The organism is Phaeobacter sp. JH20_37 (assembly GCF_048056015.1).
Taxonomy (GTDB): domain Bacteria; phylum Pseudomonadota; class Alphaproteobacteria; order Rhodobacterales; family Rhodobacteraceae; genus Phaeobacter; species Phaeobacter bryozoorum.
Window position 1 is genome coordinate 673,177 of sequence record NZ_JAYMWW010000013.1, and the last position, 11,968, is coordinate 685,144.

The following is an 11,968-nucleotide window of genomic DNA, read 5'->3' on the forward strand; positions in this document are numbered from 1 at the left end:
GCCGCGCGCCGCCTTAGGCTTCAATCAGGAAAAATTTATATTTTACAAACAACTACGGCAGCGTATTTGACCCAATGTTTCGCGTGCGAAACATTGGGTCAGCCCTGCTTACCGAAAAATCAGAGGGGCTTCAGCCTGCGGATTTCTCTTCCAGCTCCAGCCATTCTTCCTCAGCGGCAGAGAGTTTCTCCTGCCGCTCCACCAGCGCATCGGTAGCCTTCTGGAACTTCACCGGTTCACGGGTGAATAGCTCGGGATCGGCCATCAGCTGCTGCAATTTGGCGATCTCCGCCTCCAGCCGCTCGATCTCTCCGGGCAGCGCTTCCAGTCGGTGTTTTTCCTTAAAGCTCAGACCCTCCTTGGGCCGCGCTTCCTGTTTGGGTTTCGGCTTGGCAGCCTTGGCTTTCTCAGCTTTCTCTGCGGCACCTTCGACCGGGGCACGCTGGGCCAGATAGTCACTCCAGCCGCCAGCATAGGCCGTGGCCCCGCCGCCTTCCATGGCGATGGTGGTGGTGGCCACCCGGTCCAGAAAATCCCGGTCGTGGCTCACCAGCAGAACCGTGCCATCGTAGCTGTCCAAAAGTTCCTGCAACAGATCCAGTGTTTCGACATCCAGATCATTGGTCGGTTCGTCCAGCACCAGCAGGTTGCTCTGCCGCGCCATCAACCGCGCCAGCAAAAGCCGCGCCTTCTCGCCGCCGGACAGGGACCGCACCGGCGCGCGGGCCTGCGCCTCGTCGAACAGGAATTCCTTCAGATAGCCGACCACATGTTTCGGCTGCCCCCGGACCATCACCTGATCCGCCTTGCCAGAAATCCCCAGAAGCGGATCCGAGGTCAGGTTTTCCCAGAGACTGGCATTGCCGTCCAGCTGGTCACGGGTCTGATCAAACAGCGCCAGCTCCAGATTGGTGCCCATCTGCACATGGCCCTCATCGGGCTGTTCCAGCCCCAGCAGCATCTTCAGGAGCGTAGTCTTACCTGCCCCATTCGGCCCGACAAAGGCAACGCGATCGCCGCGCTGCACCTTCAGCGAGAAGTCCCGCACAATTGCCTTGTCACCGTAGGATTTCGTCAGCCCTTCGGCCTCGATCACTTTGCGGCCCGATTTCGGGCCCGCGTCCAGCGCCAGCTCAGCCGTGCCTTGCCGCTTGATCTGGCTGGACCGCTCCGCCTTCAGATCCTGAAGCGCGCGCACCCGGCCCATATTGCGTTTGCGGCGGGCGGAGATGCCCTCTACCGCCCAGCGGCTTTCGGATTTGATCAGCCGGTTCAGCTTATGCCGCTGCTGGTCTTCTTCTTCCCAGATCTTGTCGCGCCAGGCTTCAAAGGCATCAAATCCCTTTTCCTGACGGCGCACCTGCCCTCGGTCCACCCAAAGCGTCGCGCGGGTCAGGGCGCGCAGAAACGCCCGGTCGTGCGAAATCAGAACAAAGGCGGCGCGGGTCGATTTCAGCTCAGTCTCAAGCCAGGTGATCGCCTCGATATCCAGATGGTTGGTCGGCTCGTCCAAGAGCATCAGATCGGGTGCCTCAGCCATCAGCTTGGCCAGCGCCGCGCGGCGTTTTTCGCCACCGGAGGCCGTCGCCACAGGGCGGGCGGGATCAAACTTCAGCCCCTCGCCTGCCCGCTCTACCTTGTACATCTCGCCCGGATCCAGTTCGGAACTGGCAAAATCGCCCAGCGTGGCAAACCCGGTCATCTGCGGGTCCTGCTCCATATAGCCGACGGATTTGCCCGGCGGCACCACCAGCGAGCCGGTGTCGGCCTCGACCAGACCGGCCATCACCTTCATCAGGGTGGATTTGCCCGATCCGTTACGCCCGACCAGCGCCACCCGGTCGCCGGGTTGCACCACCAGATCAAGATCCGCGAACACCGGATCGCCCCCAAAGGTGAGGGAGATGCCGGACATCTGTAAAAGAGGAATACGTGCCATGTGAGCCAGCTAAACCGGGGCGCGGGGCAGGTCAACGGCTGTCAGCGCAGCGGATGGTCAACGCCGGTGACAATGGCGCGCAGCAGACGTTTGCGCGCTGCGGGAATGGTGGCGATTTCCACCGCCGTAAACAGATGCAGCGTGCCAAGCTCGCGGTCGATCACGGCATGGTCACTGACCCAGCCGCCCATCATCAGATAGGTGCGCAACAGGGGCGGCATCTGCTGCTGCGCAGCCTTGCCATCCAGGGGCGGCAGATCCAGTGCCGCAAGGGGCAGCACCTGCGCCGCCCGCACCCCCACCCCCTGCCCGGTCGGTGCCTGATGACGGGCCAGCAGCAGGGTAAGGGCCTGCCCATAGGGCGCCGGATCAACACCCTGAAAGGACGAGCAGCCAAACAGCAGCTCGACCCTGTGATCATCGACAAAAGCCGTCAGCGCCCCCCAGGCCAGCCGCAGGATATCGGCGTCCTGCCAATCAGGATGGATACAAAACCGCCCCAGCTCCAGCAACGGGCCACGACGGGCAGAAAACACATTCAGATCATAGCTTTGCGCGGCATAGCTCTGGGCCATATGCGTGCCATCTGGCAGCAGCAGAAGGCGAAAACAACAGACCAGAACATCGCTCGCCTGATCCTCGATCAGCATATGGCGGCAGCGCAGGTCCAGCGGTTCTGCGTCGAGCCTGCTGCGGCCGAAACACAGGCTTCGCAACGCCCGCGCCCGTTGCAGATCACCGCCATCACCGGCCACCTGCCCGGCGCCATCAATCAGCCGGACCCGATAGCGGCCACGACACAGCAGCGGCCGCGGCGCGACCTTTGCAGGGGACATCTTCACAAGGGGCAACAGATCACGCAACGCAGCTCTTCCAGCGACCACAGGCACCGCAGCCTGAGGCCTGCCTAGCATGGATCACCTATCAACCAAACGACGAAAGCCACCCCGGATCGGGATGGCTTTCTCAGAATTCGATATGCAGGCCGATCAGACCCGCCGCATCATTCGATCAGCCCACCGGGACCAAAGTTGCCGAGGCTACCCAGCAGCTGACGCAGGAAGGTCTTGTCCTGCACGTTGGAGCTGGTCACGCGGCGTTGTAGGGGAATCACCCGGCCCTGCTCCAGCCCGTAGCGTTCGATCCCCGTGACCACGCCCTGATCGTTGAAATTGATCGCAACCAGCTCCCGCGAGACCGGCTTGCTGGCCGAAGGTCCGCGGCGGCGCATCAGGGTGGAAACATAGTAGTAGCCGCCATCGGTCAGCACGCCCTCTGCCGCCGGAACCCCAATGGTTTCAGCAACGCTGTCCTTGGTATCAACGCCGACAACCACCTCTGACAGCAGCTCTTCGCTGGGGACATATCCGTGCTTGCGGTACATGGAACAGGCGCCAACCGCGAGCCCCGCTACCAAGAGAACCGTGACCCTTGTCGCCGCCTTCAGCGACCTCATACGTTTGGATGCCATGCTACTCTCTTGCCCCCCGGCTTGAATACGCCTTTGAACCGGATTACCTAAACCAAGCCTCCGGTTCAAGAAACGAAAGTCCCCCAAATGTCTGAGAGCACCGCTTTTCGGGTCGCTGACCTGCCGCAAAACCGCGCAACCTCGTTCGAACTGCGCCCCGACGCCGCTGGTTTGACCGCCCTCGCGCAGGAGCTGGGCGTCGACGATCTGCGCAAACTGCGCTTTGCCGGAGAGATCCGCGCTCTGGGCAAACGTGACTGGGAACTGGTTGCGGATCTGGGCGCCACCGTGGTGCAGCCCTGCGTGGTGACACTGGATCCGGTGACCACCCGCATTGATCAGAAGGTGCGCCGCAGCTTTATCGCCGGGATGGTGCATCCCGACAGCGAGGAAGAGGTGGAGATGCCCGAGGATGACACCAGCGAACCGCTGGGCAGCCATATCTCCCCGCATGAGGTGATGGTCGAAGCGCTGGCGCTGGCGCTGCCGCAATACCCCCGTAAAGACGGCGTCTCGCTCGGAGAATCAGTGCACGCCGAACCGGGTGTTGCCCCGATGCGCGACGAGGACACAAAGCCCTTTGCCGGGCTGGCCGCGCTGCGTGATCAGCTTGACGGCAGCCGCGAAGACTGAAAAGAGAGCGGCCAGACGATTCCGATTGGTGTTCATGCGCTGACCGGCCAAAAAACCACTTGCGCCAGCGTCAATTCGCAGTATTTTCGCGCGCTCATCGGAATTTTGGTTGGACATCGGCAAGGCTGAGGCCTAAACGCACGGCAGACCGATCGAAACATTGAATGTGAAACGCGCCGCGGGGACAGCCCCAAGGCCCCAAGTGACAAAGGTTGAGACATGGCTGTCCAACAGAACAAAGTATCCAAGTCGCGTCGCAACAACCGCCGCGCGCACGATGCACTGGTTGCTGCAAACCCGAACGAATGCGGCAACTGTGGCGAACTGAAGCGTCCGCACCACGTATGCCCCTCCTGCGGCCACTACGACGAGAAAGAAATCGTCGCAGCCGCTGACGAGATCGACATGGACGAAGACGCGGCCTAAGCCGCGTCTGCACCAGACTTAATGTCAGGCAGGCATTTTCATGGCGGGTAAACCCGATCAGATGCAGAAGAATGCCGGCCGCATAGTTATTTCGGTTGACGCCATGGGCGGAGATGCCGGCCCCGCAGTTGTGGTGGCCGGCATTGCCATGTCCGCCGAAAAGAACCCCGATCTGGGGTTCATCCTGCATGGTCCCGAAGAACAGCTGACGCCGCTGGTCGCCAAGAAGCGTATTCTCGACGGCCGGGTGGAATTCCGCGATGCCCGCGATGTGGTCACCATGGAGGACAAGCCCTCTCAGGTGATGCGCCACGGCAAGGGCACGTCGATGTGGTCGACGCTGGAGTCGGTCAAGGAGGGTGAAGCCGCCGGTGCGGTCTCCTGTGGCAATACCGGCGCGCTGATGGCGCTGTCGATGCTGCGGCTGCGCAAGCTGCCCGGTGTGAACCGCCCGGCCATTGCGATTCTCTGGCCGTCGCGCAATCCGCAGGGCTTCAACGTGATGCTCGATGTTGGCGCCGATGTGCGCGCCGACGCGCAGGATCTGCTGCAATACGCCATGATGGGCACCTCTTATGTGCGCAATTCGATGGACATTCCCCGCCCCCGCGTGGGCCTGCTGAATGTCGGCACCGAAGAGCACAAGGGACATGCCGACCTGAAAGAAGCCTATGGGCTGATCTCGGATCATTCCGAAACAGGGGGGTTTGACTTTGTCGGTTTTGTCGAGGGCAGCGATATCCCCGGCGATGTCGCCGATGTGATCGTCACTGACGGGTTCACCGGCAATGTCGCGATCAAGACCGGCGAGGGCACTGCCAGCCTGATGCGTGTCGCCCTGCGGGAAGCCTTTGAATATTCGTTCCTGTCCAGGATTGCGGCGCTGCTGGCGATGACCTCGCTCAAGCGGCTGTCCAAGCGCATGGACCCGCGCCGGGTCAATGGCGGTGTTTTCCTTGGTCTCAATGGCACCGTGGTGAAATCCCATGGTGGCGCGGATGCCACCGGTGTCTCGGCGGCGGTGAAGCTGGCCTTCCGTCTTGCCCAGCAGGGGTTTGCAGAAAAACTCGCCGCACGGGTTGCATCCTCTGTGGCGCTTACCCAAGATAAACCAGCGCAAATGGACGAGACCAAAACCGACCAGGCGCCCACCAAAAAAGACTAAAAGGCAGGCATCAGAATGACGCGACGCGCAGTAATTGTCGGGACCGGGCATTATCTCCCTGAACGCGTGGTCGAGAACGCGGAATTCGAAGCCACGCTGGATACGTCGGACGAATGGATTCGCAGCCGCTCCGGGATTGAGCGCCGCCATTTCGCCGCCGACGGCGAGACCACCTCCTTCATGGCCACCAAGGCCGCCGAAAAGGCGCTGGGTGATGCCGGGCTGACCGCGGATGATATCGACGCCATCGTGGTGGCCACATCGACCGCCGATCTCACCTTCCCCTCTGCCGCCACCATGGTGCAGGCCCAGCTGGGCATGACCCGTGGCTTTGCCTTTGACGTGCAGGCGGTCTGCGCCGGGTTTGTCTATGCGCTGAGCAACGCCAATGCGCTGGTGGCCTCCGGGCAGGCCGAGAAGGTGCTGGTGATCGGGGCCGAGACCTTCAGCAAGATCATGGACTGGAGCGACCGCTCCACCTGTGTGCTGTTCGGCGATGGTGCCGGTGCGCTGGTTCTGGAGGCGCAGGACGGCGCAGGCACCAGTGCCGACCGTGGTATTCTGGCCACCGACCTCAATTCCGACGGCCGCTACAAGGATCTGCTTTATGTGGATGGCGGCGTTTCCACCCAGAACACCGGCCATCTGCGGATGCAGGGCAATCAGGTGTTCCGCCATGCGGTCGAGAAACTGGCCTCCACTGCCAATACCGCGCTGGAGCGCGCCGGCCTGACCGCCGCCGATGTCGATTGGATCGTGCCCCATCAGGCCAATATCCGCATCATCCAGGGCACCGCCAAGAAGATGGGCCTGCCGATGGAAAAGGTGGTGGTCACCGTGCAAGACCACGGCAATACCTCGGCTGCCTCGATCCCGCTGGCGCTGTCAGTGGGCAAGGAACGCGGCCAGATCAAACAGGGCGATCTGGTCGTCACCGAAGCCATCGGCGGCGGTCTGGCCTGGGGATCGGTTGTCCTGCGCTGGTAAGCGGCAAAGCCAGCCCGAGAAGCGGCGCGATTTTACGGGCGGAACTCCGCGATGCAATTCATTGATATTGACAGGGAAATTCCCCCCGCCCTATGCTTTGCCAAACAGCGGGGATAGTCATGGGCGAAAAAACACTAACACGAATGGATTTGAGTGAAGCGGTCTTCCGCGAGGTTGGCCTGTCGCGCAACGAAAGCGCGCAGCTGGTGGAAAGCATGCTTCAGCATATGTCTGACGCCCTGGTCCGTGGGGAACAGGTCAAAATTTCTTCCTTCGGGACATTCAGCGTGCGCGATAAATCCGCCCGCGTTGGCCGCAACCCGAAGACCGGCGAAGAGGTGCCCATTCAGCCTCGCCGGGTTTTGACCTTTCGACCATCGCATCTGATGAAGGACCGGGTGGCAGACGGGAACCGTAAATAACGGTCAGTAACCACGGGACACACCACGCGATGTCAAAATCACCAGACGCCTTCCGCACCATCAGCGAAGTTGCGGAGTGGCTGGGGATCCAGGCGCATGTCTTGCGTTTCTGGGAAAGCAAATTCACCCAGATCAAACCGGTCAAACGCGCAGGCGGACGCCGGTACTATCGTCCTGCCGATGTGGAATTGATCAGTAGCATCAAATACTTGCTCCACGACAAGGGGCTGTCCATCAAGGATGTGCAGGCGCTGTTGCGCGAACATGGCCCGGTCCATGTCGCCGCGATGGGCGGTGGCGCCCCGATAGATGCCGACACAGTTGAGGCGGACGCGGTCGAGGCGGACACAATTGAGGCCACGGTCGCAGAGGCGCAGGAGGAACCCGCCAGCGCGGAGCCGTCCGGGGGTGATCTTTTCTCCGACGCCGAGGCGCATGCGCCCGAGCCTGCAACCGCGCAGACGCCAGAGGCGGCAGCCGCCCCCGCTGTTGAGATGCCTGCTACGGACGTGCCCGCCACTGCGCCTGTAACCGCGCCTGTCACCGCGCCTGTCGCCTCCGCTGCGACCACTCCTGCCGCGGCGCCAATGGCCCCTGCTTCCGCCGCGCCTGTTGCGCCCGTAATGCCCGCAGCGCCCACCGCAGGTGGCCCGCCCGCGCCAGTGGTCGGATCCGCAGCAACCTCACCGGTGGATGCCGGTCCGGTTGAGGCTGCCGCCTTCGACACCACCGCCGTGGCGCAGCCTTCCGATGCTGGCCCTGTCCCGGCGCAGCCCGAAACCGGCGCCGCCCCCCTGACGCCAGCGCAGCCTCAGGGCGCGGCACCAATTGCCCCACTGGCGGATGTTCCACCCGCCGCAGCTGCACCCGCTCCGACAGCGCCGCTTGCGGCGGAGCCTGCCATGGCGCCGATGGATCCGATTGACGCGGCTGTCGCGCAGACCGGTTCGGTCCACCCGCCTGCCGCACCGGTCAGCGAAACCGCCATCCCTGCCGCCGCCGAACCCACCAGCGATCTGCATGTCATGGCCGACGCCCCCGAGAGCGCGCCACAGGCAGAAGGTCCTGCGGATGACCTCCCGCCGATGATGGACGCGGCCATGCCGCAGACACCCGACGTTTCCGTGCCGGCGGATACCGCCGACGCGATCGCGGACCTGCCCCCGGCGGCGCCATCCGATGTTGCAGCGGAGCTGACCCAACCGGGCCTGCCGCTTGGTGAGGAAGACGATGCGCTGCTGGATGCGCCTGTCGAGGCTGTGGCGGATGCGCCGGAGCAGGAGCAGGCGCAGCTCTGGCCGGAGACGCCGGAGTCGCAAGACCCCGGCACCGTGGAGGTCGCCGAGGCTGCGGCACTCCCGCCGGTGGCGCCGGAAGGGAACAGGCTTGCCGAACCGTCAGCGGATCCGGCGCTGGAGGCGACAATCGAGATGCCGGTTGAGAGTCCGGTTGAGGGTCCAGCGGACAGCCCGGTTGCCATGGCTCTGGACACAGATGCGGGCGCAGATGACAGCGCCGCGCCTGCGCCATATGCGCCTGACAGCACCATGTCTGATAGCGCCATGTCTGACAGCGCTGCGCTGATGGCAGAACCGGGCGAGCCGGTGACAACGGTCGCGCCGGTGGAGCTGATAGCCGAGGCTGAGCCCGCGCCGCTCCTCGCACCTGAGCCTGAGGTCGAGCCTGAGCCTGAGCTCATCCCGGAGGTCGTGGAAGAGACTGCGGAAGACGCATCAATCGAGGCCGAGGCACCGAATCTCTCTCCCTGGGGGGATGAGGAGCTTGCCTCGCCCGAGGTGGAAACGCCGGTTTCCATGGCAATGGCGCCTGCCGCCGATGAGGCCGAAGCCCCTGCCGGTGCTGGCGCGGATGTATTTGCTGCCGACTCTGATGCGCCGATGGCCGAGACCCCCGCCGAGACGGATGCGCAAGATCCCGTGGTGTTTGATCAGGGCGACAGCCCGGCACCCGTGGTTGAGGCGCTGGACAGCGATCCCGCACTTGGCGATATGCCGCCGGACGCGCCTGCGGCGGAGGCCGTGCCAGAGGTCACAGTGCAGCCGCTGTCCGATCCTGAGGCCGATGTCGCACAGGAGGCTGCCGAGCCGGTAGCGACAACCGACTTTTTCGCTGGTGGCGATGTGTCAGATGACGCGCTGGCAGATGGCGATCTGATGGCGGGCGAACTGGCGGGCAGCGATCTGCTGACCGACGCAGCGGGTGATCATCTGCCCGACGACAATGAGGCCCCCTCGCCCGAGGATGTGCCGCTGGCCTTTGCCGATGCGGCGGAGACGCCGGACGCGGCCGCGCCTCCGGCTGACGTGCTGGATATGCCTGACCCGGTTGCCGATCGTGCCGATCTTGAGGCTGTGGCGGCACTGGAGGCGGGGCCGGAAGAGCTGCCAGATCTGGCTGAGGTTGCGGCCGAGGTTGAGGTTGCGGCTCCGGTTGCCCTGGAGGATCCGCAGCTGGACGCGGGCATTGTCAGCGATCCGGTCTTGGCTGCGCCTGCGGTTGATGAGGATCTGTTGACCACGCCGGTGCAGGAGGATGCCGCGCTGCCGGAACCTGACCTTGCGGGACTTGAGGACGCAGGATTTGCGGCTGCCGCGCCGGAGCATCCCGAAGCGGAGGCCACGGAACTGGCCACCGCTGACCCGGTATCCGAAGTGACCGAAGGCGCGGTTGAGCCTATCGTGCCTGAGCCACATGACGAGGATGCGGCTGCGATGCCCGCGGGTGGCTCCGATCTGGCTGCCACGGGCGAACTGAGCCCGCCGAGCGAATTGACCGCCCCTGTCGAACTGGGCGCGGCAACCGAATTGGCAGAGCCTGAAGAGCTGGCGCAGACCGCGCCGCTCGCAGAGCCTGTGGATGCGGCAACGCCGGACCAGGAGGCGATGGCCGAGGTTACCGAGGTCGCAGAGGTCACGGAGACGGCGCCGGCGCTGGATGAACCGGCAGAGCCTGCCGCGCCGATTTCCGCCCCGGCTGGGCAGGAATTTGTCGAATCCGATCTCCCCGCAGCCGATGTGGCCGAAGCGGACCTGCCCGCCGCTGATACATCTGCCGCTGACACCCCTACCGCCGACGATCCCGCCGAGGCTGCGGCGCCGGAGCTTCGACCGCTGGTGATTGATATCCCCGATGAGGCGGAGCCGCGCGCTGCGCAGACCTCCGGCGCGCTGTCGCGGCTTGCGGGGATTGCGCAGCTGCCTGCGGATCATGTCGGACAGGCCCGCGCCTGTGCCGAAGCATTGCGGGCGCATCGGGGCGCTGCCTAGGGTCGCGTCACATTAATCTTGCAGAGGCGGCGAAATAATCTGGTTTTTTCGCTTGCCCCTGCCGGAAAAACGGGTAGAAACCAGCGCAACGGGCTATAGCGCAGCCTGGTAGCGCGTCCGTCTGGGGGACGGAAGGTCGCAGGTTCGAGTCCTGCTAGCCCGACCAAAATACCCCGCCTCGCAAGGGGCTAAAAAACGCCCGCCCCTTTCTGGGGTGGGTGTTTTTGTATCTGCCTTTCGTGCAAGGTATTGATAATAAAGCGTTGGGAGGATCGGGATGACATCAGAACCACGGCTCGTGAGCGGAGCGGCACAGGGCGTGCTGTCGGATCGCCAAATCCGCCAGATGATCACCGAGGCTGCGATTTCCGCTTCTTCTCCGATACTGAATGACCAGATCCAACCCGCCAGCCTTGATCTGCGGCTGAGCGATTGTGCCTATCGGGTGCGGGCCTCCTTTCTGCCCGGTCTGGGGCGCACGGTCGCCGACCGGCTGGAGGATCTGACCATGCACCGGGTGGCGCTGACCGGTGGTGCGGTGCTGGAAAAGGGCTGCGTCTATGTGGTGCCGCTGATGGAGCGGATCCGTCTGCCCGAGGGAATGACGGCGGCGGCCAGCGCCAAATCTTCTATCGGACGGCTGGATGTGATGACGCGGGTGATCACCGATCAGGGGGTTGAGTTCGACCGGGTCACCGATGGCTATGACGGGCCGCTTTATGCGGAAATCTGCCCGCAGAGTTTCTCTGTGGTGGTGCAGCCGGGGCAGCTGCTGACGCAGATCATCTTTCGTCAGGGGCGCACATTCCTCAGTGATGCGGAGCTGCGCGCGGTGCATGAGGCGACGCCGATTGTGTCGGGAACACCGGTGATCTCCGACGGTCTGGGCTTCTCCGTCGATCTTCGGCCTGAGCGGGGCGATCTGGTGGGATACCGCGCCAAACATCACACCGGTGTGGTCGATCTGTCAAAGCTCGGCCATTACGATCCGGCGGAGTACTGGGAAGAGGTCCGCACCACCAAGGGGCAGATCATTCTGGATCCCGGTGCGTTCTACATTCTGGTGAGCCGCGAGGCGATTGCCATCCCGCCGGATTATGCTGCCGAAATGGCGCCCTATCTGGCGATGGTGGGCGAATTCCGGGTGCATTACGCGGGCTTCTTTGATCCCGGTTTTGGCTATGCTGCCGCTGGCGGGGCCGGATCGCGTGGCGTTCTGGAAGTGCGCTGCCATGATGCGCCCTTTGTGCTGGAGCACGGGCAGGTCGTGGGGCGGCTGGTTTACGAGAAGATGTCGGAAGTCCCCGAACAGCTCTATGGCGTTGATATCGCATCGAACTATCAGGGTCAGGGGCTGAAGCTATCAAAGCATTTCAAACCCCAAACCAAGGGCTGACGCCCTGACTGGGGGAGCCTGAGCCTAGAACCGTGGGGGTCGGGTATTGCGCCCGGTCAGGCGCGCCTTCTGGGCGGTTGCCTTGTCCTGTGGCAGCGGGCGCGCGGATTTTTCCGTGCCCTGCCCCTTGTCGCGCTTGGCGATTGCCCTGATCCCGGCGTTGACGCCTGCATTGACCGCGCGGCCCACAAGACGGCGCAGGATCATGTTGATCAACCGGTCTATGCTCATCTGCGTCACTC

The 11,968-nt window shown here is 63.6% G+C and carries 11 protein-coding genes and 1 tRNA gene; 8 read left to right on the plus strand and 4 right to left on the minus strand.

Features of this window, described 5'->3' with window-relative positions; genetic code table 11:
* Nucleotides 1-130: 130 nt before the first annotated feature.
* The 3 genes from VWZ87_RS08055 to VWZ87_RS08065 form a co-directional block, all read right to left on the minus strand.
* A complete protein-coding gene (locus VWZ87_RS08055) occupies nucleotides 131-1,915 on the minus strand; it encodes an ABC-F family ATP-binding cassette domain-containing protein (RefSeq protein ID WP_416535939.1) in 1,785 nt (594 codons plus the stop codon).
* A 65-nt stretch (nucleotides 1,916-1,980) separates the two neighbouring features.
* Nucleotides 1,981-2,802, minus strand: a complete 822-nt coding sequence (locus VWZ87_RS08060; protein ID WP_416535888.1) for a GNAT family N-acetyltransferase — start codon at nucleotides 2,800-2,802, stop codon at nucleotides 1,981-1,983.
* 140 nt (nucleotides 2,803-2,942) lie between these two features.
* Nucleotides 2,943-3,410 carry an outer membrane protein assembly factor BamE gene (locus VWZ87_RS08065; protein ID WP_340545192.1) on the minus strand — a complete coding sequence of 156 codons (468 nt, stop codon included), beginning with the start codon at nucleotides 3,408-3,410 and terminating at the stop codon, nucleotides 2,943-2,945.
* Nucleotides 3,411-3,497: 87 nt separating this feature from the next.
* On the opposite strand from VWZ87_RS08065, the gene VWZ87_RS08070 reads away from it, so the two are divergent.
* The 8 genes from VWZ87_RS08070 to VWZ87_RS08105 all read left to right on the plus strand — a co-directional run bounded on the left by VWZ87_RS08070 (nucleotide 3,498) and on the right by VWZ87_RS08105 (nucleotide 11,726).
* The gene (locus tag VWZ87_RS08070) at nucleotides 3,498-4,043 is read left to right on the plus strand and encodes a YceD family protein (RefSeq protein WP_340545191.1); all 546 of its coding nucleotides are present in this window, start codon (nucleotides 3,498-3,500) and stop codon (nucleotides 4,041-4,043) included.
* A 219-nt stretch (nucleotides 4,044-4,262) separates the two neighbouring features.
* Entirely contained in the window at nucleotides 4,263-4,469 is a 207-nt protein-coding gene (rpmF, locus tag VWZ87_RS08075) for a 50S ribosomal protein L32 (RefSeq protein WP_014874239.1), read from the plus strand.
* A 40-nt stretch (nucleotides 4,470-4,509) separates the two neighbouring features.
* Nucleotides 4,510-5,634 (plus strand): phosphate acyltransferase PlsX, encoded by a 1,125-nt coding sequence (gene plsX, locus VWZ87_RS08080; RefSeq protein ID WP_340545190.1) that lies wholly within the window; start codon nucleotides 4,510-4,512, stop codon nucleotides 5,632-5,634.
* Nucleotides 5,635-5,649: 15 nt separating this feature from the next.
* Entirely contained in the window at nucleotides 5,650-6,621 is a 972-nt protein-coding gene (locus tag VWZ87_RS08085; protein ID WP_416535889.1) for a beta-ketoacyl-ACP synthase III, read from the plus strand.
* 119 nt (nucleotides 6,622-6,740) lie between these two features.
* Nucleotides 6,741-7,043 carry an integration host factor subunit alpha gene (gene ihfA / locus VWZ87_RS08090; RefSeq protein WP_008207184.1) on the plus strand — a complete coding sequence of 101 codons (303 nt, stop codon included), beginning with the start codon at nucleotides 6,741-6,743 and terminating at the stop codon, nucleotides 7,041-7,043.
* A 29-nt stretch (nucleotides 7,044-7,072) separates the two neighbouring features.
* Nucleotides 7,073-10,330, plus strand: coding sequence for a MerR family transcriptional regulator (locus tag VWZ87_RS08095; RefSeq protein WP_416535890.1), 3,258 nt, complete (start codon nucleotides 7,073-7,075; stop codon nucleotides 10,328-10,330).
* A gap of 89 nt (nucleotides 10,331-10,419) precedes the next feature.
* Nucleotides 10,420-10,496: transfer RNA gene (locus VWZ87_RS08100), tRNA-Pro, on the plus strand.
* A gap of 111 nt (nucleotides 10,497-10,607) precedes the next feature.
* Nucleotides 10,608-11,726 carry a 2'-deoxycytidine 5'-triphosphate deaminase gene (locus VWZ87_RS08105; RefSeq protein WP_340545187.1) on the plus strand — a complete coding sequence of 373 codons (1,119 nt, stop codon included), beginning with the start codon at nucleotides 10,608-10,610 and terminating at the stop codon, nucleotides 11,724-11,726.
* Nucleotides 11,727-11,750: 24 nt separating this feature from the next.
* Here VWZ87_RS08105 and VWZ87_RS08110 read toward each other — a convergent pair whose 3' ends face one another.
* Entirely contained in the window at nucleotides 11,751-11,957 is a 207-nt protein-coding gene (locus VWZ87_RS08110) for a hypothetical protein (protein WP_340545186.1), read from the minus strand.
* Between the last annotated feature and the right edge of the window lie 11 nt (nucleotides 11,958-11,968).

What these genes read in the sequence shown, in the direction of transcription:
- VWZ87_RS08055 (WP_416535939.1), bottom strand. Translation starts at nt 1,915, where the DNA reads ATGTCCGGCATCTCCCTCACCTTTGGGGGCGATCCGGTGTTCGCGGAT.
- VWZ87_RS08065 (WP_340545192.1), bottom strand. Translation starts at nt 3,410, where the DNA reads ATGGCATCCAAACGTATGAGGTCGCTGAAGGCGGCGACAAGGGTCACG.
- VWZ87_RS08070 (WP_340545191.1), top strand. Translation starts at nt 3,498, where the DNA reads ATGTCTGAGAGCACCGCTTTTCGGGTCGCTGACCTGCCGCAAAACCGC.
- rpmF (WP_014874239.1), top strand. Translation starts at nt 4,263, where the DNA reads ATGGCTGTCCAACAGAACAAAGTATCCAAGTCGCGTCGCAACAACCGC.
- plsX (WP_340545190.1), top strand. Translation starts at nt 4,510, where the DNA reads ATGGCGGGTAAACCCGATCAGATGCAGAAGAATGCCGGCCGCATAGTT.
- VWZ87_RS08085 (WP_416535889.1), top strand. Translation starts at nt 5,650, where the DNA reads ATGACGCGACGCGCAGTAATTGTCGGGACCGGGCATTATCTCCCTGAA.
- ihfA (WP_008207184.1), top strand. Translation starts at nt 6,741, where the DNA reads ATGGGCGAAAAAACACTAACACGAATGGATTTGAGTGAAGCGGTCTTC.
- VWZ87_RS08095 (WP_416535890.1), top strand. Translation starts at nt 7,073, where the DNA reads ATGTCAAAATCACCAGACGCCTTCCGCACCATCAGCGAAGTTGCGGAG.
- VWZ87_RS08105 (WP_340545187.1), top strand. Translation starts at nt 10,608, where the DNA reads ATGACATCAGAACCACGGCTCGTGAGCGGAGCGGCACAGGGCGTGCTG.
- VWZ87_RS08110 (WP_340545186.1), bottom strand. Translation starts at nt 11,957, where the DNA reads ATGAGCATAGACCGGTTGATCAACATGATCCTGCGCCGTCTTGTGGGC.